We start from the raw sequence: 23,684 nt of genomic DNA, 5'->3' as shown, positions 1-23,684 counted from the left end.
TTTTCTGTTTCGCTCGCTGAATTTATGGGGCTTCAGACCGACTGGAGCGACGTCTGCAGCCAAGCCATCGCCTTCTCGGAGTCAGTGAAGGCCCGCAAGTGGCGGTCGCCGTCTTCATTCGCAAGACGCTGAATGTGCAGCATGCCGGTTACGCTGTTGACCAGGACGGCCACACGAAAGAAGCCCTTCTGCAGCGCCTGGCGGTGCTTCTTGAACACCACCTCGAACTCGGGGTCATTCCGCCCAACAACCTGCCTCAAGTCGCACAGCAGGCCCATTTTTGCGCGATGCAAGTTCGCCATCGCTAGGTGCACCCGCCTCATCTCTTCTTCGATTTCACCGAGTGACTCGAAGGCGAGTGCGCTGCGCACATACTCCACGACCTGATTTGCCACGCGGATACGAAAGTAGTCCGAAGAATGCAGCACGTCGCTCAACCCAACATCTTGCTATCAAGTCCCCAGAGCTTCCGGGGCACCTCGGTGTAAACGACGAAACAGCGCTCCCCTTGAACACCAAAATGCGTGGACGCCAGCTCACATAGGCTGGTGCACAGAGCCGCGAGCTGATCACTCGTCGGCTCCCCAATGCCTCGTACATCGAAGAACGCGCAAGCTTCACCGGTCGAGCGAAAGCGCATCGACGCTGCGAGGGAACACCGCGCCATGACGATGGGCTCTGGCTTTCCAAGCGCCTGAGCCACCCGCTCGGTCATCTGCGCAAGCAGGTCGTCTTCACTCTGGCCAGGGAGAAGCGGGCGGTTGGCTTCCAAGGCGATCCACGGCATGGCCTGCTTTAGCTCAAAAAGCGCCCACCTTGGAGCGACGTTGCCGGAGCTCGGAGAAATGCAGGCGGTTGGGCGCGGGCAAACCTCGGGCTCACCGCTACCAGAGCGCTAAAGATCCGCGACTTTCTGCGATGTAATGCGGGTCCGCTGCCCTCGCCCACCCGGATCTTTCGTGAGCAGCGCAGTTAGCGAGAACATCTCCCGCTGCGGTGCGTCTCACGCTAAGCAAGCGCCTCCCGCCCGGTATCCTGTTTGGTCTCCACATGTTCCGCATCCCTCTTCGCTTCTCCTGGTTGGCTAGTTCCTGTTTGCTCCTCGCGCTCAGCGGATGCGCCGCCAACAAGTCCGACGCGAGCGCACCGGCTTCTGGTCGGGCGACTTCAGGGGGCGCCGTGACCTCCGCCCAAGACGAGTCTCCCATTCCGCAGCAACCGCGCGTCTCGAGCACCAGTACGAGCGGCGATGCGGACCGCGCTCCGCTCGCTACGCTGGACCAAGCGGAGTCGGCCTACGCCAAAGCGCAACGAGATCTCGACACGCTGCTTGGCGGCGCTGGCGAGCAGCTCGCTCTTGAAGGCACGGGCGAGGATGAGAAGCCCACCAAGCCTGCACCGACTCCGCCACCGGCCAAGGCTGGCGCGGCCGAGCTGAGCAAGAACGACTCGCGCTGTGAGCGCGTGTGCCTGGCCCTGGCCTCACTTGAGCGGGCCCGCGACGCGATCTGCCGTATCACGTCCGACGAAGACGAGCGCTGCACCAAGGCGACCTCCAGCGTGGAAAAGAACCGCGAGCGCGCGAAGGTGTGCTCCTGCCCCGCCCCCGACGAAGACTCCGCGCACTAGCGGCTTGAAATCCGACCCAAGATCCTCACTCGCCCAGCGTCAGACTCACTGACGCGCGTGCGCACCGCAGTCGTCAACGCCCGAAAACCTCTGGAGCAACCTCGCCCGTGTCGGGGAGTTCTTGCTTCGTTCGTGCTCGCACGACCTTGCAACCAAGGAGTCTCTTGTGAAGTCTCATCGCGCGCGGAAAGGCCTCGTCGCCGCCGCTACCCTGTTCGTCGTCGCTGGTTTCTCTCTGTCTGCCTCGGCTGAGGTCAAGACCATCCAAACGGACGAGAAAGACGTCGCCTACACCTTCAAGGACGACCTATTGAACTCGGACATCGGAGGTCCGAACACCACCATCATCAAGCTGCGACCGCAGGCAGCCAAGAGCCTACTGATTCGCCCCCGCGTTCAGTTCATCACCGAGCTCCTGAAGTCCGCAGAGAATCTCTGAGCTCTCGTCGCCCTCGCCGCCTCGTCCGTCGGGGCGGCGACGTGTACGCTGCGAGGCGTGAGTTCAATCGTCGGCCGCCTAGCTCCGTCGCCTACCGGGGCGCTGCATCTCGGCCACGCACGCTCCTTCGTGCTCGCGTGGTGGGCGGCGCGCGCGGCCAAAGGGCGCGTCGTTCTGCGCATCGAAGACCTCGACACCGCTCGCGCGGATACGCGCTACGTGGATCTTGCGCGGCGTGACCTCGAGTGGCTGGGGCTCGACTGGGACGAGGAGCACCTGCAGACGCACACCCTCGGGCGGCTGAACCAAGCGGTGTCCCAGCTGGTCGACGCCGGCTTGGCTTATCCCTGTGTGTGTTCCCGCGGGGATATCAAGCGCGCTCAGTCCGCGCCCCACAGCGATGACTTCCGCGAGGTCTACCCGGGGACGTGCCGCGGCCGCTACGCGAACGTCGAGCGAGCGGAGCGTGAGAGCGGGAAACCTGCCGGTGTTCGTTTTCGGGTCGCTCCGGGCACAGTCGGCTTCATCGATGGCGTAGCAGGCACCTTCGAACAGGATGTGGAGCGCGACGTCGGCGACTTCCTGATCGCAAAGCGAGACGGTGCACCCTCTTACCAACTCGCCGTGGTCGTCGATGATCACGCTCAAGGCGTGACTCAGATCGTGCGCGGCGACGACCTGCTCGAAAGCACGCCGCGCCAGCTGCTCTTGCATCGAGCCTTGGGTTTCACGGCGCCGAACTACGCGCACGTACCGCTGGTCGTCGACGAGAGTGGACAGCGCCTGGCCAAGCGCGCCGACAGCCTGAGCCTTGAGACGTTGAGGCGGGCCGGCGTGGAGCCCCATCGCGTGATAGCTTGGATCGCGGAGACGAGCGGCATGAACGCGGGAATGGGGGAGAGGAAAAACGTTCGCCAGGCGGCAGGCACTCCAGCAGTCGCGGATTTTTCCCACGGAAACGCCATCGACTACCTGCAAGGCTTCGACCTTGGGAACCTCTCAAGGGCGCCGGTTGTCGCTCCCGGGCTGTTCAGCCTGAAAGGAGAACCCGCATGAGCCGAACCCCCAAGGAAACTAGCCTGCTCTCGCGTCGTCGCGCCCTGGCCAGCCTGTTGGCGTTGGGGGTCGCACTCCACGGCGCCCCGCTGCTCGCCGCGAGCAAACGTAAGTTCTACCTGCAGCCCCTCGGGAGCGGACTCAAGCAATCAGACGTGGAGTTCGTCAAAAAGTCTCTGCTCGCCTTCTACGACTTCGACCTGGAGTTGCTGCCGGAAGTGCCTCTACCGAAGTCCGCCTACTATGCCCCCCGCAACAGGTACCGCGCGGAAAAGCTTCTAAAGTTCCTGAAGTCAAGGCTCCCCGACGATGGCTTTCGCATCCTGGGCATCACCACCAAGGACATCTCGACCACCAAGGGCAAGATCAAGGACTGGGGGATCCTCGGGCTGGCGACCATCGACGGTGTGGCCTGCGTGATTTCGAGTTTTCGCACCAAGCGCAAGACGAAGAATCACCAGCACGCGCTGGATCGCTTCGGCAAGGTCGCGGTTCACGAGATCGGTCACACCCTGGGCCTGAACCACTGCCCGACCAAGGGTTGCCTGATGCGAGACGCGCAGGGCTCGGTGCTGAGCAGTGACCACGAGTACGACTTGTGTTCCGAGATTTGCCGCAAGCAACTGGTGCGGAGCGGCTACGAACTCAGCGGAGGAACCCCACCGTGGCCCAAGCCAAGCTCCTGACGGTGCTCTTGGCCGCCACGTTCTGCTGCGCTTGCAGAGACCCGGCTGGCACCTGCGAGGACCCATTTCAGGAGGGCGAGCTCGGAGATGCATGAAGCGGATCCGCCGTGGCTGCTCAGGCGCCGCGTGTTCCCAGGCGCTTCAAGCGCCTCGTCCGCGAGTTCCTCGGGGAACTAAAAAAGCGGCGAGGGTCTTTCCCTCGCCGCCTTGTCTCACTCGAGTGTGCCTCGACGGCACAGCTCTACTTCTTCAGCGTCCGGAACCAGCGGCCATACATGTAGATGAAGATCGCCGAGAGGATGCCGACAGCACCCATGATCGTCCACACCATCCCGACGTTGTGTGCATCGTGCAGCTGGGTCGTCAGGTCGTGGGCGTTTTGCCCGGTGAACTCCACCAGCTTGTCGAAGGCGGCGCCGCCCTTGATGGCGTCAACGTCGGTCTGGCTCATTCCCTTCTCGAGCAGCATCTCCCGAGCGAACCGCTCCTTGGAGGCGTAGTGGTCGTAGAGCCGAGGAGCCAGTAGGCCCTCAAGTGACCAACCAATTCCCAGCGGAATTTGCGAGAAGCCGAGGTACATGCCCTTCTTCCCAGCGGGCGCGAAGTTCCCGATGAACTCGCTGAACTTGGGGCTCGAGAGCATCTCACCCACGCTGAAGGTGAGGATCGCCCCGACCGAAAGCCAGCCCAGCACCGAGTAACCGCTCATGAACATCGCGACGGTCGAGAGCAGCGTGCCGACGACCATGCTGGTCGTTGCGCGCATCTTGCCGCTTAGCCACGCAAAGAAGAAGCAGGTGACCATGATCAACCCCGCGTTGAGGTTGAGCATGCCTTCAGGGTTCACCGAGGTGCCCTCTGGGTTCATGCCGAGCAAGAACTGGAACACCGGGTTGCGCGTGCCGCCGGGGCCGAACAGATCCGTCACGATGTTCTCGGTGTTGACCCACTCCTTGATGTGCAGGGGCAAGACGTCGAACAGCGAGTTGAACATGAACCAGAAGCCGCTGAAGATCAGCAGATAGAGCCAGACATGGGTCTTCTTGAGCTCCTTGATGGAGTCGAGGAAGAGGTTGTCCTGAGTCGCCTTGCCTTCCTTGACCAGCTTCGCCCGGGCGAGGCGCTCTTCCTTGTGGGGCTCCTTGTAGGTGAGCAGCAGCAGGAAGTTGCAGCAGATGATTGCCACGCACGCGAAGAACACTTGGCGCCAGCCGAAGTGCCCACGCATGTAGGCTGCGACCAGCGGTCCGAGGAAGCCGCCGATATTTACCGTCTGGTAAAAGATACCCCACGCCATCGAGCTGTTCTCTGGCTTCGTGGAGTTCACCAGCGTGCCCTGAATGCCCGGCTTGAAGATCGCCGTTCCGAGGGCCAGGACGATCGCGCCGCCCATGAAGCCCCAGTAGCTGGCGAACATCGCCATGACCGCATAGCCCATGATCTTCACCACGGTGCTGACGGCGATCGTCTCCTTGTAGCCGAAGCGATCCGACAAGCCACCGGTGAACACCGGAACGAAAGACTGAACGAGGGCCCAGACGAAGGTGATGTCGCCGTACTGTGACGGCGTGAGGCCGAGGCCACCTTTGCTCGCGGGGTCGGTAGCGTAGATCGACGCGACCGCTTTCACGCCGTAGTAGGCCAGGCGCTCGACCATCTCCATGCCGCCAACGACCCAGAACACGTAGCCAAGGCTGGCGATTGCCGCGCCAAATCCCAGCTGCTTGATGTCGTCCGCGGCGCCGCTGCTGTCCTGTTCCACCACGGCGACTTCGTTGGTGGGATCAACGGTCGGCGCCTTGTATACCTCGTCGACTGCTTCGTTTTCGTTGGTGCTCATGCGTGGGGTTCCTCGAGAGGCGCGCACAGTATTCACAAACCCGTTTCAGGCCAACTGCGCTTTGCGGAACCTGCGCCAGTGGGTTTTTCCACTATCATTCTAGTAGCTTATCGCTTGTTTGGGGGAGAGGAGCAGCGTGAGCCCGCCTGCGTTATGTCTCAGTCTGCCGGTGACGCAGAGCAGTAAAGTGTCCGGGCAGAACCTCTCGTTGCGCTTGAGTGAGCACGCTGCTGCACGGCGAATTCACGCACGAACCGTCGCGCCTCCCCCCCCCAAAAAAACTCAACTTCCGCACGGCAACGAATGGAGGTGGACTTGCCAACGCGCGACGGATCGCGCACAGGAAGCGGTATGGCGGTGCTGCTGTTGGATGTGATGGATACCCTGGTGTGGGACCCCTTTCGGCTGCTGCCAGAGCACTTTCAGCTGAGCTTCCCTGAGCTGATGCAGCAGAAGCACCCCACGGCCTGGTCGCGCTTCGAACGCGGAGAGCTCGACCACGCCGGGTTCTGCCGGGAGTTCTTTCGAGACGGACGTACGGTCGATGAAGACGCGCTGCGACGCCTGCTGTGTGAGAACTACCGCTACCTCCCGGGGATCCCCGAGCTGCTGCAGGAGCTGAAGGATGCGGGGCACGAGCTCCACGCACTCAGCAACTACCCGGAGTGGTACGCCTGGATCGAAGCCAAGCTCGGACTCAGCCAGTACCTCGGCTGGACCTTCGTCTCGTGCCTCACGGGCCTGCGCAAACCGGATCCTCGGGCGTACGAGCAGGCCGCGCGAACGTTGTCTGTCCAGAAGGCTTCAGAGTTGTGGTTCATAGACGACCGCGAAGAGAACGTCGTCGCCGCACAGGAGGCTGGTCTGAGCGCCCTGCGTTTCGAGGACGCTTCGCAGTTGCGAGCGGCGCTATACAGCGCCCAATTGCTGTGAGTCACGCGGCGGTGACGTCGCGCCGAAACGTTCAGTGGCGCGTCGGCAAAGCTTGGCCAAGGGCTAGGCTTGGTCTATCGAAGTGACGTGCCTCTAAACCCTCCGGAATCACAGCGTCGCGACTTCCGCCACACGAAGATCATCTGCACCCTGGGACCAGCGAGCGACAGCTCGAGCGCCATCGCGGACCTGGCCAAGGCAGGCATGAACGTGGCGCGCCTGAACATGTCTCACGGCGACCACGAGTCGCACCTGATGGCGATCCGTCGCATCAAGAGCTTGAACACCAAGCTCAATCACCCCGTGAGCATCCTGCTCGACCTGCAGGGGCCCGAGATCCGCACCGGTGTGATCAGTGAGAAGGTCGACCTCAAGGTGGGTGAGACGATCACGCTGACGGTTAGCCCCATCGATGACCCGGAGGTGAAGAGCGTCCACGTCAACTACGACGACTTGGTCAACGATCTCCAAGTCGGTGATCGCGTGACCGTGGACAACGGGCTGATCAACCTGGAGGTGCTGCGCATCAAGGACCGCCAGCTCGAGTGCCTGGTGCTCGATGGCGGAACTCTGGGCTCGCGCAAGCACGTCAACCTGCCTGGCATCCGCGTCAACCTGCCGAGCATCACGGAGAAGGATCGCAAGGACATCCAGTTCGGCATCGATCACGAGGTCGACTTCATCGCCCTCTCCTTCGTGCGCTCGGCGAACGACGTCCTCGAGGCGCGTGAGCTGATCGAAGCCAGCGGCGCAAACATCCGCTTGATCGCGAAGATCGAGAATCAAGAGGGCGTAGACAACTTCGCCGCGATCCTCAGGGAAGCAGACGGCGTGATGGTCGCGCGCGGGGACCTAGGCGTCGAAGTCGATTTCCGCGAGCTGCCGGTCATCCAGCGCCGGTTGGTGCGTTCGTGCGCGATCGCAGGCAAGCCAGTCATCGTGGCGACCCACTTGCTCGAGTCGATGATTGAAAATCCAATGCCGACCCGCGCCGAGGTGACCGACGTCGCGAACGCGGTGTACGAGCAAGCAGACGCGGTGATGCTGAGCGGTGAGACGGCGACCGGCGCTTACTCGACGCGCTGCGTGCAGGTACTGGACAGCCTGACTCGCCGTATCGAAAAGGAACCCGGGCTCGATTTCCACGAGGCGCGTCAACCAGCGACGCCCCGCGAGGAGCTTGCCCGCAGCGCGGTACGCCTCGCGGATTCCATCAACTCACCGGCCATCGTCGTGATCACCCGGCGCGGCTTGCTCGCGCAACAGGTCGCGAGCTTTCGCCCCAATCACGCGATCATTTACGCGTTCACCAACATGAGCAGCACGCGACGCAAGCTGTGGCTGCTCCGCTCCGTCGTGCCCTTCGTCACCGACTTCTCGAGCGATCCGGAGAAGACCATCGTCACCGCGTTCGAGAGGCTGAAGCGCCGCAACCGGGTGCTCGCTGGCGACCCAATCGTCGTGATCAGCGACATCAAGGCGGGCGGCGAAACGGTGAGCAGCATTCAGGTGCGCACGTTCGGCTGAGCGGTGTTAGTCACCAGTAGAGGCAGGCCAACGGCAGCGCTGAGAGCGTTGGCACCAGCGCGTTGTAGTCGTCGAAGCGCGTGCAGCCGAAGCTCGAGTCAGTGAACTGGTAGACCAAGCGTTGCCCGTCCGCGACCCCGGCGCTCGCGAACGCTTCAGAGTCCGAGGCTGTGTTGCCGAAGGCATAGAACACCGGAAAGCCCTTGGCGTAGGTCGCGTTGAGCTCTCCGAGCTTGTACGCGGCAGCGGAGCTGCCGGTCGCCCCGGTCAACGTGGTCGTCGTGTGAACAATGCCGGGCGGAAACCCGTACACCTCGAGGAACTCGCGTGTGCGACCAACCAAGAACTCCGGGCGGGCCGTCAAGTAGAACGGCCGGTACCCCCGCGAGGCAATCGCACGCAGCGCCTCGGGCGCGCCGCTGTTCACGTTCGGCAGGGTGCCGGTGAGGAGCGCCGTGAACTCTTCGTTTTCCTGAGTGGTCAGCGTGCCGTCTACGTCAGTGACGAAGACCTTCTGACCATCGGGCAAGACCTCGATGTAGAGGTCCGCACTGGAGTGGTCTCCGGCGACGATCAGCCGGATGCGATGACGCCCTCGGCCAAGACGCTTGTCTGCGGGGATCTGAAAGTACACGCGGCCGCCGCTGTCATCGACGCCCTCTACCGTCGCGTGCATGTTGTCTTGGGTGGTGATCGCGGTGCCAAGAAACTCCCAGTCTGAAGCTGTAGTCCCCGCACAGTCACGCAAGAGGTAGATGTCGACCTCCTCGTCCTTGAGGTCCTTGTCGGTCACACCGTAGGCCACCTTGCCGATCACCCACTGCTCGTCCGATTCCGCAAGGAATAGATCACGACCACGCAGGTTAGCGAACCCCGTGTTCACGATCACCGGCGAAGCCACCGAGTGGCGCCAGTCCCGAGTCGGCCCAGGATCGGGAGGTGGCGCTCCGCACGTCGGTACCGCTGGGCAGCTCTCGATACCGCCAGCACCACCAGCGCCGCCGACACCCGCGCTGCCGCCGACGCCCGCACTGCCTCCCACGCCAGCGACCCCAGCATTGCCGCCGCTCGGGTCGCCGCCCGCCCCAGAAGCACCGCCGGTTCCCGCCTCCCCTCCGCTGGCTCCGCTTCCCGTTCCAGGGTCTGCAGAGGCGCCACTACCGCAACCAACCAGCAGCAAGCACAGCAGGGAGGGAGACAAACGCGCTAGGCTAAGCATCCGACTATCGTAGCGCGCTGAAACCAGAGAAACATCGCCCGATTAACCTGCATGACACGCAAAACACACCTCCTTGTCGCTTCTCGGACTGCTCCGTATCCGGGAACAGAGCTGCATCAGGGAACGGCGCGCTTGAAAGCAGCGCTTCGCTCGATGACCGCCGCGCTGTTCGTGTTTGCGACAGCCCCGTTGTCGACGGCGTGTGATGACGCCAGGTACGGGGACCGAGCTGCCCCTGGGGCGCGCTCCAGCGAGGCACCTGACAAGGCGCCCACCTCACATTTCCCCGCGGCAACTCAGAGCGCAAGAAGCACCGCCCCGAGTTCGCCTTCACTGAGCTATTTGAGCTTCGAGCTCGGTGGTGCCAGGACTGACGATACCCTGCCTTTGCTGATCGCCATCCATGGGCTTGGCGACAGCCCGGAGAACTTCTCCCACTGGCTGCGGGGCCTGGATATCAAACTGAGACTGATCGTCCCCCGGGCGCCCACCAGCTACGGCCACGGCTACTCGTGGTTCCCGTACCGCGCCGATCGCGCGGAGCACGAGTTGGCGGAGGGAATCGCCCGCAGTCGTGATCTCCTAGAGCGCCTCGTCGATGACCTGCTCGGCAAGTTCGGATCTTCGGACAAGCCTGCGGTGCTCGGCTTCTCTCAGGGGGGTATGCTGAGCTTCGCCCTGGCCGCCCACGCGCCTGAACGCTTCTCGCTGGTGATGCCTCTGGGTGGTCTGTTGCCAGGCGAGCTCGATCCCCCTCCAATCGCGGCGCCGCAATCGCGCCCGGAGCTCCTCGCTTTTCATGGAACGGACGACCGCATCGTGCCGTTTGCCGATGCAAAGCGCGCCACGGAACGACTCTCAGCCCTGGGTTACGACGTTCACCTCCACAGCTACCCCGGTGTGGGCCACCAGATCCCGCCGGACATGCGCGCTGCGGTGTTTGCAAAGCTGCGTGAGTGGGCGGCTCGGTGAGGTGCTGTGGGCTGAGCGATTGACTCCACCCTGAGTGTCGTGACGTGTGTCCCCAGAGCGCCAGCGTTCCACCGCGGAAACCCCAATCGAGTCCCAACTCGCCCCTCTCACTCCGCGAACGCAACGGTCGGTTGGACGGCTCCGCTGGCAAGTTGCACCCGACTGCCTATCGCATTCGCAACCCGACTTTTCGGATCTGAAAGCTGGAACGATGGACTGTCGCCATAAGTGACGTTCCGGTGCTTTCTCGACGTGGCACACCCCGTGCAAAAGCGTCGGGCAGGCGATATCGGGCGACGCGCCCACCATCGCCGTTGACTTCAGCGACCTATCGACCGACCCGCGCAGCTCTGCTTGGTTGCGCAGTCCTCCCCATCGGGTTCTCCCCCAACTCCCGACAAGCTCCTCCTCAAGTCCCTTCGGTCGGTAGGTCGCACCCCTCCTCCCCACTTCGGTGGCGGCGCCCTGTTCAGGGCCACCTCGTCGGATCCTCCCGACTCGGTGCACTCTCTTTGACAACCCAGGAGACACCGCGCCTCACGGCGCGGATGAACGCGCCTGAAACGGGCGCGCCACACTTCCCAACGGCGGTGGCATTCCCCCCCCCTCAGCCACCGCCGTTGAACTCCCCCGCGCACAGCGCGGGTCGAGGTCGGCATACGAGACAGCGTCTCATCAACGGCTCGGGGCAACGTCCCCCCCCTCATCGCTTCGAGCCGTTGCCCTCTACTCAACGGTTCGGGGTTCGTCCCCCCTCATGCCCCGAGCCGTTGCCCTCTTCCCAACGGCTCGAAGATTCCCCCCCTCACTTCGAGCCGTTGTTTTCTACTCAACGGCTCGAGGATCGCCCCCCTCACCTCGAGTCGTTGCCCTCTACTCAACGCCAGTCAGTCGCTGATTGTCTTGGTGTTGCTCCTGGGTCGTCGAAACCAACGCCCAATCAGATTTTCCGCACGCAAATCTGATTGGGCTCGCTATGTGATCGGAGAATACGTGGAGCACGCGCTCACTTGGTCTGAAACTAGCCTACTGAGTACCCCCTCCGACAACTCGGAGCCGCGTTCCACCCGTCGACCGCGTCGACGTCGCTTGCTCGTGATCGAGCCGGATCCAGACACCAGCCGCCGGCTACAGCTGCTGCTTGAACCGCAGTACGAAGTCACCGCTGTGTCCAGCGCGCTCATCGGCCTGCGCAACGTACTCGAGACCGCGCGCTTCGATCTCGTCGTGTGCGAGCTCTCCGCTCTTGAACTCACGGGGATGCGACTGTTCGATGATCTCGCTGAGCTCGGTCAGAAGCTGGATCGTCTCGCGCTCATGGCGAGCAGCATCGACTCACCCCGCGCAGGCTGCTTCCTCGAGGAGTCTGGAGGTCCCTGGTTACGCAAGCCCTTCCTCGAGCAAGACTTCCTCGCATTCGTCGACTCCAGATTGAACCTGTAGCTGAGAGAGTCAAACAATGTCAGCCAGGAGCATTTGACCCCTGGTAGGCAGACGAGTGCGCTAGCCTCGCTCCAAGTGGAAGCTTGGAAGCTCTTGGGGGAGCTCGCCAAACAGCGGGACGCAGCCGGCCAGCGCCGGCTCGCTGTAGTTGTTGGGAGCGGGCTCAATGTTCAGGCTGGGGTGCGCGACTCTTGGCTTGCGCTTCTGGAGCGCATCGCTGCCGAAGCACAAATCGAGCGCGCGGCGAAAGAGCGCCTCATGCAAATGCTCAGTCAAACCGGTGGCTCCGGCATGACGAGCATCTGGGAGGCGTTCCTGTGCGAGCTCGCGAACGCGGACGAGGCGCCACATCAGGTGGAGCATCGCCTCCAGCGCGACGTTGCGCAACTCCTCCGGGAAACGCACGAGCGCAAGGCTGCGGAGCTCGAGTTCTTCCAAGCTTTCGTGGATCTCGGCTTCGCGGACATCTTGAGCCTCAACTTCGACCGCAGCCTGTTGATCGCCACGGGTGGTGAAGACGTCAGCGGAGACGGCACGTTGAGTCGTTGCGGACGCGCTGGTGGCTCAAGGGTATGGTACCCCCACGGGGACACCAAGCTATGTCGTTCGATCCGTCTCGGCGTACGATCCTACGGCGTCTATATCAAGGAACTCGAGAGCGCCTACCGCGGCTATCGCCAGATGCGCCGCGACTCCAAGGGGCGGCCCTCCGCCACTTTCTCCGCACGGAACTGGATAGAGGCAGCAATGAGGCAGCCACTGCTGTTTGTTGGTTGCGGGCTATCCACTGATGAGTGGCCGCTGTGGTGGATGCTCCATCAGCGCGCCCGAGACCAGGCGCGCCGTCCACTGCGCCTTCGCGACCCCTGCTTCGTGCTCTGCGCAGGTTCCCTTGACCGCATCTCTCCCCATCTTCGCTCTGGCCCTGCCGGACTGCGTCTGTTGCACGCAGCCAGCCACCGGGAAAGCTGGCAGCAGCTCGCAGCGACGCTGACTGGCGGCTGATTCCAGAGCCCCCCTTGAGGCCCACCGCAACCGGACTTATGCCTGACGCATGAGGTACCACTACCCCGCCGCGGACCGGAATGCTGCGCCAATCCTGGAAGTGCTGCGACAAACACTCCCCGAGGGTGCCCATGTGCTCGAGCTAGCCAGTGGCAGCGGTCAGCACGCGCTGTATTTCTCCTCCCGGCTACCGGGCGTGCGTTGGCAGCCGAGCGATGTCAGCGATGAGTCTCTCGCCAGCATCCGTGATTACCGCACGGAAGGCGATGTGGAGCGCCTGCTCGATCCGATCAAGCTCGACGCCACGAAGCCCCCATGGAACGCCGGCAAGTTCGACGCGATCATGTGCTCCAACATGATTCACATTTCCCCATGGAGCGCGACCCAGGGCTTGTTTGGGGGAGGAGCGGAGTCCCTCAAGCCGGGCGCCATGCTCATCACCTATGGCCCATACCGCTTCTCTGGCGTGTTTACCGCCGACAGCAACCGCGAGTTTGACGAAGACCTCAAGCGGCGAAACCCGGAGTGGGGGGTGCGAGACGTGGATGACTTGGAACGGGCAGCAAAGGCCGCCGGCTTCACGCTCGAGCACACTCACTCGATGCCGGCGAACAACCACATGCTGATCTGGCGGCTCCAGAGCTAGCGTGAGCTAGAGCGCCGCGAGCACTTCCTCCGCCGCACGTTCACCAGATTGCACGGCGCCTTCCATGTAGCCCATCCACTCAGTAGCGGTCTCGGTTCCCGCGAAGTGAATCGGCGCTACGGGCTCGCGCACCGCGTGTCCGCTCGTCGTCCAGACGCCGGTTCCAAGCACCCCAACCGGACACCCTTGGGAGTACTCCTCCGCCGCCCAGTTCTGCTCGACGTACGCCGTCGCGTCCCGCGCCTCGGGCCCGAAGAGTCGGACGAACTCCGCCAACGCGCGCCGCTTCCGCTCATCCTCAGGGAGTCTCGCGAACTCTCGGCCAGGCTGCGCTACGCTAAAGCCGACGAGCGCTGGCTGGCGGCCGTTCACGTCACAGTTGTCGAACACCACACTGAACGGCCCGGAGTCGAGCACCGCCTCACCGGAGAAGCCCTTCGCTCGCCAGAAGGGTCGCTCATAGGTCGCGAGGACCTTGATCGTCATTCCCATAGGGAAACGCTGAAGCAGTTGCTGGGTAGGCTGCGGGAGCTCCGGTACGTGGCGGATTCGCCCCGAAAGCAGCGGCGGAAGCGCCAGGATCACGCGTTTCGCCTCGAAACGCTGGGTGCCGCTGAAGACCACGGCAGAGCCGCCAGTGCGCTCAATCGCGTGCACCGGAGTGCTGAGAACGACCCTGTCCCCAAGGGCCTCGGCGAGCCCTTTCGCGAAGCCCTGAGCGCCACCCTGAATGCGATCCTGCTGCGCGCCGCCGCGGATCTCGGCTAGCTTCAGCAAGCCACCGCCCGCGTTCTGATAGGCCAGAAAGTGGAGCACGCTGAGCTCGCTGTTCTCGACACCAAAGATCACGCGCAGCGCGGCGTCGAAGCTCGCGTCGATGGACTTGCTCAGCCAGAGCTTCTGCTTGAGCGCTTCGACGCTCACCGCATCCAGGCGACGGGCGGCACGCGCCGCCCAAGGCTTGGAAGGATCAACGCTGCGTCGGACGAGCTCGAGGTAAGAGAGTGCAAGGCCGAGCTGAACCATATCCAGCGGGCCAACTCGGGGTATTGCCGCGCGGTAATATGAGAGTTTGTCCCCGACGCCCAGGATCTTCTTTCCATCGTCATAGGTCGGGAAGGTCGCGAGGCCCAGGCGCTTGGCCAACGCATACATGCGGTGCTGGCCGGGACCAATCCACTGACCCCCGATGTCGAATACTCCGTTGGCTAGAGGCTGACTCCAGAGGCGCCCACCCACGCGGTCTCTCGCCTCGAGCACAGTTACGTCGACCCCCGCGTTCGTCAGGTATTCCGCCGCACGCAGACCGGACAAACCTGCACCGATCACCAGAACTTCCGAGGCCATCGCCTCTCGATAGCAAAACCCTGGATTGCTTCCCAGGCCGAGCACTGCATGCTGCAAGGCATGGCGCGCGCTGAACCTCTGGGCGAGATCGAGTTCTTCTTCGATTTCCTTTCCCCCTACGCTTTCCTCGCCTGGCACGGCGTACAGCCGCTGGCAGCGAAGCACGACCGCACGCTGAAACCGAAGCCGCTTTTGCTAGCGGCCCTACTCAACCATTGGGGTACCAAAGGTCCCGCAGAGACACCTGCCAAGGCACGCTTCGTGTTCCTCGACTGCGCGCGTCGGGCGCGAAGCCGCGAACTCGAGTTCCGCTGCCCCGTCTATCACCCCTTCAATCCGCTCTTGGCGTGCCGCTTGGCGACCCAGGCAGCAGCCGGGGACGACCAAATAGCCGTGATTGGTTGCTTGTGGGAGCACGGATGGCAGCGCGGCGGCGACCTCGGTGACCCCGATTCATTGCGCCAAGCACTCTCGGCCGCCGGGCTGAACGCTGCGGAGCTGATGGAGCGCGCTAGATCCCCCGAGGCAAAGCAGGAGCTCCGCAATAACTCCGAGGAGGCGCTGGAGCGGAGTGTGTTCGGCGTCCCGACCATGTTCCTCGGGGAATCGATGTACTGGGGCTTCGACCAGCTGGATCTGGTGGACGCAGAGCTCTCCGGAGAGCCGCCGCTCAGACTCGAAGAGCTGGTAGAGCGGCTGCCAAAGGGCGCGTCCGCCAGTCGTTGACCGCTTCAGACCGGCGCCAGGCCGCGAGACGTCAGGCGGAAAAAGCGCGCCCCGAGGGTCAGCGCGACGAAGATCAGCCCGCTGGAGAGTCCCCACCAGAGCCCGACGGCGCCACGACCCGCGAGGAACGCGAGACCCAGGCCAACCGGTGTGCCCACCAGATAGTAGCCGGCCAGGTTCAGCACCAAAGGCACGGTCGTGTCGCCGGCGCCGCGCAGTGCGCCAGCCAGCACCGCCTGCGCGCCGTCGAAGATCTGAAACACCGCCGCCACCCACAAGAGCGGCACCGCCGCGGCCACGACCTCCGACTGATCGGTGATCACCCGCGACAAGCTGTCAGGAACGGTCAGGAATACCAGCGCGCCGAGACTCATGAAGCCCACGCCCAACGCCAAGGCGCACAAACCAGCCCGACGCACGCCAGGTTCGTCGCGAGCGCCCACCGCCTGCCCCACGCGCACGCTGGCGGCCGCACCAATTCCGAGCGGAATCATAAACGTAGCGCTGGCCAGCGTGATCGCGACCTGGTGAGCTGCCAGCGCCGTCTGACCAAGGTTCCCCATCGCGACGTTGGTCAACGAAAAGATACCGACCTCCGCTAGCAAGGTGAACCCAATCGGGAGCCCCAATCGCAGCGCACGACGCATCAACGGCGCGTTGGGGCGGCGAAACCGCTCACCCTCCGCCGCCTCTGCCACAGCCAAGCCGCGCACGGCCTTCACCAAGACGAGGAGCTGCAGCAGAGTACAGAACGCGCTCGTGTAGCCCGCACCCGCGACACCCAGCTCAGGCACACCGAGCGCGGGCAAGCCGAGGCGAACGAGGCCGGCGTCTCCAAACACCAACACCCAGCTCATCGGCAGGTTGATCAGGTTCGCGAGTACCGCACCGTAGAACATGGGCGTGGCTCGACCGACAGACTGCAAGTAGCTGCGCACGGCAGCGAACAGCAAGAAGGGCAAGAGGCCCCATAGCCGCGAGCCTAGGTATGCCCGGGTGTGATTGGCGGCCTCAGCGTCGATGCCAAGGCGTTCGAGCTGAGCAGCTAGCGCCACAATCCCGATTCCGAGGGGAATCATTCCGGCGAACGCAAGCCAAACGCCTTGCCACAGCGTGCGCCGCGCCTCGGCATGCTGCTTCGCGCCGTGGGCCTGACTGACCAATGGGTCGAGGCCCATCATGACTCCCATGCCGAGGATCGACACGCAGAAGAACAGGCTGTTGCCGAGCCCCGCGGCCCCCAACTCCACGGCGCCCAAGCGGCCGACGACCGCGGTGTCCACGGCGCCCAGGAGCATCTGACCGAAGTTTGCCCCTGCGAGCGGCAGGGCCAGGCGCACGAGCGCCTTCATCTCGTCCAAGTACGCGGAACGCGTAGTGAACTCCACTCCTCGCGAGCTGCGCTCTGGTGGCGGTGAGAGGGCCAAGGCAGCTCCCTAGCACCACTCCGCGTCACTCGGAACTAAAGGGTTCGACCCGTGCAGCCGTACAGCTTGGTTGATGAGCAGCCCGCTCACGCGGGGGGCGAGTCGATAGCCGGGTCGGGGACCTCGCACCTCCCCCTCGACCCGGCTTACTTTTTTGTGCGGCAGTACAAGGACAGGGTCTGGCGTGTTTAGACTCGCGGCATGCGACCGCTCTTTCTGTTCGCCCATGGCGCTGGCGCGCCGAGCTCTCATCCCTGGATGCAGGGTTGGGCGGAGCGTCTCTCGACCCTCGGCGAGGTCGTGCGCTTCGACTATCCCTATATGCGAGAGGGACGGCGCACCCCAGACCGCCAACCGAAGCTGATCGAAGCTCACCGAGCGGCGCTCCACGAAGCCAAAGAGCAGAGCAAAGGTAAGGACCGCCCGGTGTTCCTGATTGGAAAGAGCATGGGCAGCCGCATGGGTTGCCACGTGGCGCTCGAGGAACCCGTTTCCGCGGTGATTTGCTTCGGCTATCCGCTACAAGGCATGGGCAGCAGCGATCCAAAGAAGCGGCGAGACGCCGTGCTCAAACAGCTCTCCACCCCGATTCTCTTCGTGCAGGGCACGCGCGACAAGCTGTGTCCGTTGGATGTGCTGGCCGAGACGAGACGCCAGATGAAGGCCTCGAACGAACTCTATGTCGTCGAGTCTGGAGACCACTCCCTGCAGTGCACCAAGGGTCAGCTCAAGGCGTGGGGCAAGACACAGGACGACGTGGATCAGGACATTCTTGCTGCCATCGCACTGTTCGTCGCCAAACACTCTGACTAGCCAGGGTCCACGGACTTACCCCCGCGGATCCAGCGTGCTACTCGCACCGCATGAGTGACTCCCAGGACGCACAACGCTGGACAGGCAAGGTAGCGCTCGTCACCGGCGCATCTTCGGGCATTGGACGCGCGACCGCTCGCGCGCTGCACGCGCTGGGGATGCGCGTAGCCGTAACGGGACGTCGCGAGGAACGCCTGCAGGCGCTGCGCGGAGAGCTAGGAGACAGCCTCCTACCCCTGCCCTGCGACCTGCGCGACTTGGAGAGCATCAAGTCCGTTTTCGCGCGGATACAAGAGAGCTGGGGCGGCATCGACGTATTGGTAAACAATGCCGGGATCGGTCACGAGACACCGCTCATCGGCGGAGACGCGGAGCACTGGCGAGAGATGCTCGAGGTCAATGTGCTCGCGCTGTGCGAGTGCACCTCGCTAGCGGTCTCGGACATGCAGCGCCGCGGGGTCGAGGGCCACATCATTCACATCTCGAGCATGTCCGCTCACCGCGTCCCGTCAGGTAGCGGCGTCTACTCCGCTACGAAGTACGCGGTGCGCTCCCTCACCGAGGGGCTTCGCCAGGAGCTTCGGGAACTCGGCAGCCCGATCCGCGTGAGCTCCGTGAGCCCAGGCTTTGTGGAAACAGAGTTCCACAGCCGCTACTTCCAGAGCGAGGAGCGAGCTCAGGCCACCTACCGGCGCTACAAGGTCCTGCAGCCTGAAGACATCGCGAAGAGTGTGATCCATTTGCTCACGGCGCCGCCCCATGTGCAGATCCACGACGTCCTGGTGCGCGCGACCGAACAGCCCACTTGAGCTATGTCGCTCAAGCCGGCGGCCGACTGCGCCGCATGCCAGGGGGAGGCAAGCTCGGCGGCTCTTTGTCTGGGTCACCGCCGAGCATCACCGCAGCTCCGTACCACTGGGTATTTTCCAGGAGGATTTTTACTACCATGGTGAGCGGAACGCTGAGCAGCATCCCCACGGGTCCCCACAACCAGCCCCAGAAGATCAAGCTGAGGAACACCACCAGCGTGGAGAGCCCCAGTCGGCGCCCCATCAAGGCAGGCTCGACCACGTTGCCGATCAGCATATTCACGAGCAGGAAGCCGCCCAGCGTAGCCAGCGCCCGGCCCCAGCCAAACTGCACCAGCGCGAGCAACACTGGGGGGACGGCCGCAATCGCGGAGCCGATGTTCGGGACGTAGTTCAACAGGAACGCCAGTAGCCCCCAGAGCAGGGGAAAATCGACGCCAAGCGCCCACAGAAACAGCCCAATCGTGATGCCCGTGCCCATCGAGACATAGGTCTTGATGACCACGTAACGCTTCACCTCGGTGGCCATCTTGAGCCAGCGGCTGAGGTCCGCTGTGGGATCTCCCATCGCCGCGCGCACCTTCTTACTCAGCGTGGTTGCTTCGAGCAGGATGAAGGCCATCGTCAGCACCACCAACAGGAGGTTGCTCAACATGTTGGCGACGCCGCTCAAGGTTCCACCCAAGAAGCGCATCAGCGCGCCGGGATTGACCAGCTCACCCAGCTCCTTGCGGCTGAAGTGGACGCCGTGTCCTTGCAGCCAAGCGCCGATCCCGCCGAATAGCTGGTTCAGGCCCTCTTCATAGCCTGGAGCCGCGGCAACGAACTGGTTCACGCTGGTGCCCACGACCGCGCCAACCAGCACCAGCACTCCAAGCATGATCAGCACGACCAAGCTCACGGAGAGCCACGCGGGCAGCCGACGCTCCAGCCAGAAGACGAACGGTGCGCTCATCGCAGAAAGGAACGCCGCGAACACCAGCGGGACGACTAGCGGCTGAGCTTGCTTGAGCCCCGCGATCACCACCACGAGGGCAGCGCCAATCAGCAGAAAGCGGGCAGGACCTCGCACGACGTCGGGCATGGGGCGTACGCACGATATCGCCCCTCGGATCCAGCGGCCCAATTCGCGCAACACGTCGCGCTAGCGAGGCGCTTAGGCAACACCCAACTCAGCGTGGAGTGACGCACAACGCCTCGTGCCCTCACCCCCAAACCCGCTTGCGCGGGCAGAAGTGTGTTCGTCCACTGGGTGCTAGGCGTTGCGCTTGGCTTCGTCGCCGAGATCCGTCGACAAGAACACCTCGTGCACTTCAAGCACGTTGGGGCCGCGGAACATCTCCTTCGGCGCGCGGTTCTTGTGGGCTTCGGCGAACGCGGGGCTACGGGTCCAGGCAACGAAATCGTCGAAGCTCCTCCACCAGGTCTTCACCTCGTAGAAGCCTTCCTTTTCGGGATCTGGGACGAAGCCCCCAGCCTCGTGATCGAACTTCATCGGGCGCGGACGGTGGACTTCGTTGCGAATGAACCCCGGCGACTGATCCACCAGGTGAACGCGCTTGCTGAAGCGGTCTTCAAAGTCCTCTTCGTGGCCGTCGGCCACCGGAATGCGATTCGTCACGACGATCATCCTGCGATCCTACGCCAATCGCCCCCAATCGGGGCGTCGATCTCGGGCTTCTCGCGCCAAAGCGCGATACGTTTCGCCCCCACTCAACTCGAGCTAGGCCTTGGGTACCGCCGCAGACGAGGGACCATGACGACTGAAGATCCGAGCTACGAAACCCTGAGCCTCAAGCGCGACGGCCACGTCGCGATCATTGGCTTGGAGAAGCCCACCATGCCCCCGCAGCTGTTCCGCGACGTGGGTGCTGCGTTCGATCACCTGGCGCAAGATCAGGAGCTCCGCGCGGTGGTGCTGCAGTCCAACGTCAAGCCCTTCACCTACGGGCTGGATCTACAGGCCGCGTTCTCGGAGATGGGCGCGGCGTTCGCCGGCGGCAAGGCCAAGGAACGCTACGAGCTCTTCAACACCATCAAGCAACTGCAGAGCTGCTTCGATAAAGTCGCCAAGAGCCCGGTGCCGGTTATCGCCGCGATCCACGGCTGGTGCATCGGAGGTGGCGTGGACCTCGTGGCGGCGTGCGACATCCGCCTCGCCAGCGCGGACACCAAATTTTCCGTACGGGAAACCAAGATCGCGATCGTGGCCGATATCGGCACCCTGCAGCGGCTGCCCCCGATCATCGGTCAGGGCAACACCCGCGAGCTGGCGTTCACCGGTAAAGACATCGACGCCGCTCGCGCGGAGCGCATCGGTCTGGTGAATCAAGTCTTCGCCGACGAGGCCGAGCTGAAGGCTGCGGCGCTGGCGATGGCGCAAGAAATCGCTGCCAATGCGCCACTGACGGTGCGCGGCGTGAAGCAGGTGCTCGACTACGGCGCGGACAAGAGCATCGACGCCGGGCTGACCTTCGTGGCCGCCTGGAACTCGGCATTTTTGGCCAGCGAGGACCTGGGAGAGGCCGTCGGCGCGTTCATGGAGAAGCGGAGCCCGACCTTCAAAGGTCGTTAAGCTCTCGGAACTCCCCAAGTTTTGGGTTTGGGGGTGAGGGCACACGGCGCCTCGAGAATATTCACGTCTCGAGGCGTGGCGCATTAACTGCGCCGGGGAGCTTGGCATTCCTCCCCTGTATGTCGGACGCAACACTGGATTCCACGGTCGGCAGCTTGGGGCTGGTCCCCGGTCCCGCAAAGCGCCTAGAACGTGAGGTGATGGCTCAGGCTGACGTGGTCTCGCTAGAAGCGGAGTTGGTGGGGCGCGCCCTGGACGGAGACGGCCAGGCCTTTGCCACCTTGGTGCGCCCGCACCTGGGCCTGATGTTTCGCCTCGCGATGCGCGCCTGCCACAATCAGGCCATCGCGGAGGACGCCGTTCAGGAGAGCCTGACGATCGCGTTCAAGGAGCTCCACCGCTACACCCCGGGCACTTCGCTCAAGGCGTTCCTCACCTCGATCGCCATCAAGCGCGCACACACCCTGTTCCGCGGGGAACGGCGTCGTAGGACGCGTGAGGACGCTTCGGCGGAGCCGGAGCGCGCAGCCTCTCCCCTCGAGCTGCTCAGCGCGGAGCGCACCGCCCACTTGGTGCGCGAAGCTCTCTCCAGCATGCCGGAGAAGCGCCGCGAGGCAGCCATGATGCGCCTCGACGGTAACCTGTCTTACGCCGAGATCGCCGACGCCATCGGCTCGACCGAAGGTTCAGCGCGGGTGCTGGTGCACTTGGCCCTCAAAGAACTCAAACAGAAACTCGCCGAAATCGGCGCTGTCCCCCAGCAAGCCGATGCGAGCGCAGAAGGAGATGCGTCGTGACTGACCAAGAACTCTCCGCCGAAGACGCGCTCGAACTCGAAGCACTCGAACTCGAGCTCCAAGCCGGCTTTCCCACCCTGGAACTAGAATCCGCCATCGAAGCACGCCTCGTTGCTTTCGCTGGACGTATCCCCGAGGTCATCGCAGACGAGCTGGGCGAAGACGACGACGAGCTCGAGCAAGAGCTCGGTGCACTCTTCGACGACTCCGCCGCCCAGCTCAGCGTCGCCACCCAGCGGCGCTTCCTCGATCACGCCGAGCTCGCACCCGAAGCCGACTTGCGAGATCTCTTCGAGCGCACATCCGCCGAACTATCCGGTCCAGATCTCACCCGGGTCGCAGCGCGTTCGAAGGATGCTCCCCAGCGCGCTGCCCAGGAGAAGCGCCGCGGCTTCCTGCGCTTGGCCCCCCCGCTCGCAGCGGCAGCTGCTGCGGTGCTAGCGATCTTCGTAGGCTTCGGCGGCGGCGCGAGCGACACCGCCGAACCCCAAGCAGGCGTGAAGGCACCGAGCACGCTGGTCGCGGAAGCCAAGCCAATCGCGAAGACGGCAGAGCCCGCACCGAGCGCCAGCGAACCGGAGTTCAGCTCGGAAGATAGCTCCTTGATGGTTGCCACGATGGTGGACAACGGGGACGACGATTTCGGCCTCGCGCTGGACGCGCTGGATACCCCCGAGGACGATGAGGATCTCGACGCGCTCCTGTCAGCGCTGGATGACGTGGCAAACGAAGGTGGCTGATATGACTGACTCGAAACTCCCCGGCTCACGTTTAGAGCGGAACCGGCGCCACTGGCTGTTCGCGCTGCTGGCGCTGGTCAGCGTGCTGTTCACCAGCAGCTTCGCGTTCGCCAAGCCGAAGCGCGAAGAGGTGGAGAAGCGCATGCAAGAGGTCGTGCGCAAGGTCCTCAAGGAGAAGGTCGGTCTCGACGACAAGAAGGCGGACAAGGTCGCCGAGCTGTTGAAGAAGGACCGCGAGGAGCAGCGTAAGCTCCGCGAGGAAATGCGCTCGAGCCGTCAGGCGCTGAAGAAGCTCCTCGACGCGGACAGCGACGACCAGAAAGCCTACTCGAAGGCCATGGCGGCTCTACGCAAGAACCGCGACGATCTGCACAAACTGCAGAACAAGCACTTCACCGCGCTCTCCAAGGAGCTCACGCCGAAGCAGCAAGCCAAGCTCTTTCAGGCGATGCAACAGCTACAACGCAAGCTGCGCAAGGCCGTAAGGAAGCACCGCCGCGACTGAGGCCCCCACCGGGTAGGTGACGCGCGGGTCACCGAGTGCGGTTGAACGCGAAGCAAGCCTCGACGTGCGCCATCCCGATGTGGGGATAGTAGTCCTTCGCCTTGGGCGCAGCGACGAGCAGCAGCGTGGCCTGCTCTCCTGCCGCTTCGCGGGTGAGCCGCAAAAGCTCCTTGCCAACGCCTAGGCGTTGCACCGCCTCGTCCACCGCGAGGTCGGAGCAATAGCAGCAGTAGGCAAAGTCGGTGACACACCGAGAAATGCCGATCAGCAGCCCGCGCACTGGTTCCCGCGCGGTAACGATCAAGTTGGAGTTTTCGAGCATCGTACTCAGGCGCTCGAGGTCATCTACCGGGCGGCGCTCACCCAGGGTGGAGCGGCGCAGCACATCTCGGAACTCATCAGCGGTCACCGGTTGGCGCCCAGGGAGACCGGCGCTCGGCGCTCCACTTCGACGAGCGAACACCTCATACCTGAGTTCCAGATTCGTCATGGGCATACGCTACGCCCACGCGGCGGCGCCTCGTAGCAAGATCGTGCCCCGCTCAGCTCG

26 protein-coding genes are annotated in these 23,684 nt (G+C 63.7%); 17 read left to right on the top strand and 9 right to left on the bottom strand.

What is annotated here, in order from left to right; genetic code table 11:
• Nucleotides 1-32: 32 nt before the first annotated feature.
• Together H6718_17625 and H6718_17620 are read right to left on the bottom strand one after the other, a co-directional pair.
• Nucleotides 33-437, bottom strand: a complete 405-nt coding sequence (locus tag H6718_17625) for a hypothetical protein (protein ID MCB9587223.1) — start codon at nucleotides 435-437, stop codon at nucleotides 33-35.
• Nucleotides 434-787: a hypothetical protein gene (locus tag H6718_17620; GenBank protein ID MCB9587222.1), complete on the bottom strand. Its 354-nt coding sequence runs from the start codon at nucleotides 785-787 to the stop codon at nucleotides 434-436. The genes H6718_17625 and H6718_17620 overlap by 4 nt, the downstream gene beginning before the upstream one ends.
• Before the next feature lie 209 nt (nucleotides 788-996).
• On the opposite strand from H6718_17620, the gene H6718_17615 reads away from it, so the two are divergent.
• The 4 genes from H6718_17615 to H6718_17600 all read left to right on the top strand — a co-directional run bounded on the left by H6718_17615 (nucleotide 997) and on the right by H6718_17600 (nucleotide 3,810).
• Nucleotides 997-1,629 carry a hypothetical protein gene (locus tag H6718_17615; protein MCB9587221.1) on the top strand — a complete coding sequence of 211 codons (633 nt, stop codon included), beginning with the start codon at nucleotides 997-999 and terminating at the stop codon, nucleotides 1,627-1,629.
• Between the two features lie 166 nt (nucleotides 1,630-1,795).
• Complete coding sequence (locus H6718_17610; protein ID MCB9587220.1) at nucleotides 1,796-2,068, top strand: hypothetical protein; 273 nt, start codon at nucleotides 1,796-1,798, stop codon at nucleotides 2,066-2,068.
• Nucleotides 2,069-2,125: 57 nt separating this feature from the next.
• Nucleotides 2,126-3,124 carry a tRNA glutamyl-Q(34) synthetase GluQRS gene (gene gluQRS / locus H6718_17605; protein ID MCB9587219.1) on the top strand — a complete coding sequence of 333 codons (999 nt, stop codon included), beginning with the start codon at nucleotides 2,126-2,128 and terminating at the stop codon, nucleotides 3,122-3,124.
• Nucleotides 3,121-3,810, top strand: a complete 690-nt coding sequence (locus H6718_17600) for a matrixin family metalloprotease (protein MCB9587218.1) — start codon at nucleotides 3,121-3,123, stop codon at nucleotides 3,808-3,810. Before gluQRS ends, H6718_17600 begins: the two co-directional genes overlap by 4 nt.
• Nucleotides 3,811-4,051: 241 nt before the next feature.
• Here H6718_17600 and H6718_17595 read toward each other — a convergent pair whose 3' ends face one another.
• Nucleotides 4,052-5,650 carry an MFS transporter gene (locus H6718_17595; GenBank protein ID MCB9587217.1) on the bottom strand — a complete coding sequence of 533 codons (1,599 nt, stop codon included), beginning with the start codon at nucleotides 5,648-5,650 and terminating at the stop codon, nucleotides 4,052-4,054.
• Between the two features lie 351 nt (nucleotides 5,651-6,001).
• On the opposite strand from H6718_17595, the gene H6718_17590 reads away from it, so the two are divergent.
• Together H6718_17590 and pyk are read left to right on the top strand one after the other, a co-directional pair.
• Nucleotides 6,002-6,583 carry an HAD-IA family hydrolase gene (locus tag H6718_17590; GenBank protein ID MCB9587216.1) on the top strand — a complete coding sequence of 194 codons (582 nt, stop codon included), beginning with the start codon at nucleotides 6,002-6,004 and terminating at the stop codon, nucleotides 6,581-6,583.
• Between the two features lie 87 nt (nucleotides 6,584-6,670).
• Nucleotides 6,671-8,110, top strand: coding sequence for a pyruvate kinase (gene pyk, locus H6718_17585; GenBank protein MCB9587215.1), 1,440 nt, complete (start codon nucleotides 6,671-6,673; stop codon nucleotides 8,108-8,110).
• A gap of 10 nt (nucleotides 8,111-8,120) precedes the next feature.
• Here the strand turns inward: pyk and H6718_17580 are convergent, their stop codons facing one another.
• On the bottom strand, nucleotides 8,121-9,329 hold the full coding sequence (locus H6718_17580; GenBank protein ID MCB9587214.1) for a phosphatidylinositol transfer protein: 1,209 nt from the start codon (nucleotides 9,327-9,329) through the stop codon (nucleotides 8,121-8,123).
• A 153-nt stretch (nucleotides 9,330-9,482) separates the two neighbouring features.
• On the opposite strand from H6718_17580, the gene H6718_17575 reads away from it, so the two are divergent.
• The 4 genes from H6718_17575 to H6718_17560 all read left to right on the top strand — a co-directional run bounded on the left by H6718_17575 (nucleotide 9,483) and on the right by H6718_17560 (nucleotide 13,395).
• Nucleotides 9,483-10,301 carry an alpha/beta fold hydrolase gene (locus H6718_17575; protein ID MCB9587213.1) on the top strand — a complete coding sequence of 273 codons (819 nt, stop codon included), beginning with the start codon at nucleotides 9,483-9,485 and terminating at the stop codon, nucleotides 10,299-10,301.
• 978 nt (nucleotides 10,302-11,279) lie between these two features.
• Nucleotides 11,280-11,744 (top strand): response regulator, encoded by a 465-nt coding sequence (locus H6718_17570; protein MCB9587212.1) that lies wholly within the window; start codon nucleotides 11,280-11,282, stop codon nucleotides 11,742-11,744.
• Nucleotides 11,745-11,819: 75 nt separating this feature from the next.
• Nucleotides 11,820-12,749 carry a hypothetical protein gene (locus H6718_17565; GenBank protein MCB9587211.1) on the top strand — a complete coding sequence of 310 codons (930 nt, stop codon included), beginning with the start codon at nucleotides 11,820-11,822 and terminating at the stop codon, nucleotides 12,747-12,749.
• Between the two features lie 49 nt (nucleotides 12,750-12,798).
• Complete coding sequence (locus H6718_17560) at nucleotides 12,799-13,395, top strand: DUF938 domain-containing protein (protein MCB9587210.1); 597 nt, start codon at nucleotides 12,799-12,801, stop codon at nucleotides 13,393-13,395.
• A gap of 6 nt (nucleotides 13,396-13,401) precedes the next feature.
• Here the strand turns inward: H6718_17560 and H6718_17555 are convergent, their stop codons facing one another.
• On the bottom strand, nucleotides 13,402-14,742 hold the full coding sequence (locus H6718_17555) for an FAD-dependent oxidoreductase (GenBank protein MCB9587209.1): 1,341 nt from the start codon (nucleotides 14,740-14,742) through the stop codon (nucleotides 13,402-13,404).
• Between the two features lie 60 nt (nucleotides 14,743-14,802).
• On the opposite strand from H6718_17555, the gene H6718_17550 reads away from it, so the two are divergent.
• Complete coding sequence (locus H6718_17550; GenBank protein MCB9587208.1) at nucleotides 14,803-15,468, top strand: 2-hydroxychromene-2-carboxylate isomerase; 666 nt, start codon at nucleotides 14,803-14,805, stop codon at nucleotides 15,466-15,468.
• A gap of 5 nt (nucleotides 15,469-15,473) precedes the next feature.
• Here the strand turns inward: H6718_17550 and H6718_17545 are convergent, their stop codons facing one another.
• On the bottom strand, nucleotides 15,474-16,895 hold the full coding sequence (locus tag H6718_17545; protein ID MCB9587207.1) for an MATE family efflux transporter: 1,422 nt from the start codon (nucleotides 16,893-16,895) through the stop codon (nucleotides 15,474-15,476).
• A gap of 201 nt (nucleotides 16,896-17,096) precedes the next feature.
• On the opposite strand from H6718_17545, the gene H6718_17540 reads away from it, so the two are divergent.
• Together H6718_17540 and H6718_17535 are read left to right on the top strand one after the other, a co-directional pair.
• Entirely contained in the window at nucleotides 17,097-17,708 is a 612-nt protein-coding gene (locus H6718_17540) for an alpha/beta fold hydrolase (GenBank protein ID MCB9587206.1), read from the top strand.
• 50 nt (nucleotides 17,709-17,758) lie between these two features.
• Complete coding sequence (locus tag H6718_17535; GenBank protein ID MCB9587205.1) at nucleotides 17,759-18,517, top strand: SDR family NAD(P)-dependent oxidoreductase; 759 nt, start codon at nucleotides 17,759-17,761, stop codon at nucleotides 18,515-18,517.
• Nucleotides 18,518-18,527: 10 nt separating this feature from the next.
• Here H6718_17535 and H6718_17530 read toward each other — a convergent pair whose 3' ends face one another.
• Nucleotides 18,528-19,601, bottom strand: coding sequence for an AI-2E family transporter (locus tag H6718_17530; protein ID MCB9587204.1), 1,074 nt, complete (start codon nucleotides 19,599-19,601; stop codon nucleotides 18,528-18,530).
• 171 nt (nucleotides 19,602-19,772) lie between these two features.
• Nucleotides 19,773-20,147: an antibiotic biosynthesis monooxygenase gene (locus tag H6718_17525; GenBank protein MCB9587203.1), complete on the bottom strand. Its 375-nt coding sequence runs from the start codon at nucleotides 20,145-20,147 to the stop codon at nucleotides 19,773-19,775.
• A 126-nt stretch (nucleotides 20,148-20,273) separates the two neighbouring features.
• Here H6718_17525 and H6718_17520 point away from each other — a divergent pair, with 126 nt between their 5' ends.
• The 4 genes from H6718_17520 (at nucleotide 20,274) to H6718_17505 (ending at nucleotide 23,134) form a co-directional block, all read left to right on the top strand.
• Nucleotides 20,274-21,092 (top strand): crotonase/enoyl-CoA hydratase family protein, encoded by an 819-nt coding sequence (locus H6718_17520; protein ID MCB9587202.1) that lies wholly within the window; start codon nucleotides 20,274-20,276, stop codon nucleotides 21,090-21,092.
• Between the two features lie 119 nt (nucleotides 21,093-21,211).
• Complete coding sequence (locus H6718_17515; protein ID MCB9587201.1) at nucleotides 21,212-21,889, top strand: RNA polymerase sigma factor; 678 nt, start codon at nucleotides 21,212-21,214, stop codon at nucleotides 21,887-21,889.
• Nucleotides 21,886-22,629: a hypothetical protein gene (locus H6718_17510; protein MCB9587200.1), complete on the top strand. Its 744-nt coding sequence runs from the start codon at nucleotides 21,886-21,888 to the stop codon at nucleotides 22,627-22,629. Before H6718_17515 ends, H6718_17510 begins: the two co-directional genes overlap by 4 nt.
• 1 nt (nucleotide 22,630) lies before the next feature.
• Nucleotides 22,631-23,134, top strand: a complete 504-nt coding sequence (locus H6718_17505) for a periplasmic heavy metal sensor (protein ID MCB9587199.1) — start codon at nucleotides 22,631-22,633, stop codon at nucleotides 23,132-23,134.
• A gap of 28 nt (nucleotides 23,135-23,162) precedes the next feature.
• Here the strand turns inward: H6718_17505 and H6718_17500 are convergent, their stop codons facing one another.
• Nucleotides 23,163-23,624, bottom strand: a complete 462-nt coding sequence (locus H6718_17500) for a GNAT family N-acetyltransferase (GenBank protein ID MCB9587198.1) — start codon at nucleotides 23,622-23,624, stop codon at nucleotides 23,163-23,165.
• Nucleotides 23,625-23,684: the final 60 nt, after the last annotated feature.

This window comes from Polyangiaceae bacterium, from assembly GCA_020633205.1.
Classification (GTDB): domain Bacteria; phylum Myxococcota_A; class Polyangia; order Polyangiales; family Polyangiaceae; genus JAHBVY01.
Note: the sequence above shows the minus strand (reverse complement) of the source record. Positions and strands in the feature narration are given on the sequence as shown.

Excerpts from the sequence above, each read along its gene's own strand:
- H6718_17620 (MCB9587222.1), bottom strand. The coding sequence starts at position 787 with ATGCCGTGGATCGCCTTGGAAGCCAACCGCCCGCTTCTCCCTGGCCAG.
- H6718_17600 (MCB9587218.1), top strand. The coding sequence starts at position 3,121 with ATGAGCCGAACCCCCAAGGAAACTAGCCTGCTCTCGCGTCGTCGCGCC.
- H6718_17595 (MCB9587217.1), bottom strand. The coding sequence starts at position 5,650 with ATGAGCACCAACGAAAACGAAGCAGTCGACGAGGTATACAAGGCGCCG.
- H6718_17590 (MCB9587216.1), top strand. The coding sequence starts at position 6,002 with ATGGCGGTGCTGCTGTTGGATGTGATGGATACCCTGGTGTGGGACCCC.
- H6718_17580 (MCB9587214.1), bottom strand. The coding sequence starts at position 9,329 with ATGCTTAGCCTAGCGCGTTTGTCTCCCTCCCTGCTGTGCTTGCTGCTG.
- H6718_17575 (MCB9587213.1), top strand. The coding sequence starts at position 9,483 with ATGACCGCCGCGCTGTTCGTGTTTGCGACAGCCCCGTTGTCGACGGCG.
- H6718_17560 (MCB9587210.1), top strand. The coding sequence starts at position 12,799 with ATGAGGTACCACTACCCCGCCGCGGACCGGAATGCTGCGCCAATCCTG.
- H6718_17555 (MCB9587209.1), bottom strand. The coding sequence starts at position 14,742 with ATGGCCTCGGAAGTTCTGGTGATCGGTGCAGGTTTGTCCGGTCTGCGT.
- H6718_17550 (MCB9587208.1), top strand. The coding sequence starts at position 14,803 with ATGGCGCGCGCTGAACCTCTGGGCGAGATCGAGTTCTTCTTCGATTTC.
- H6718_17540 (MCB9587206.1), top strand. The coding sequence starts at position 17,097 with ATGCGACCGCTCTTTCTGTTCGCCCATGGCGCTGGCGCGCCGAGCTCT.
- H6718_17535 (MCB9587205.1), top strand. The coding sequence starts at position 17,759 with ATGAGTGACTCCCAGGACGCACAACGCTGGACAGGCAAGGTAGCGCTC.
- H6718_17530 (MCB9587204.1), bottom strand. The coding sequence starts at position 19,601 with ATGCCCGACGTCGTGCGAGGTCCTGCCCGCTTTCTGCTGATTGGCGCT.
- H6718_17525 (MCB9587203.1), bottom strand. The coding sequence starts at position 20,147 with ATGATCGTCGTGACGAATCGCATTCCGGTGGCCGACGGCCACGAAGAG.
- H6718_17520 (MCB9587202.1), top strand. The coding sequence starts at position 20,274 with ATGACGACTGAAGATCCGAGCTACGAAACCCTGAGCCTCAAGCGCGAC.
- H6718_17515 (MCB9587201.1), top strand. The coding sequence starts at position 21,212 with ATGTCGGACGCAACACTGGATTCCACGGTCGGCAGCTTGGGGCTGGTC.
- H6718_17505 (MCB9587199.1), top strand. The coding sequence starts at position 22,631 with ATGACTGACTCGAAACTCCCCGGCTCACGTTTAGAGCGGAACCGGCGC.
- H6718_17500 (MCB9587198.1), bottom strand. The coding sequence starts at position 23,624 with ATGACGAATCTGGAACTCAGGTATGAGGTGTTCGCTCGTCGAAGTGGA.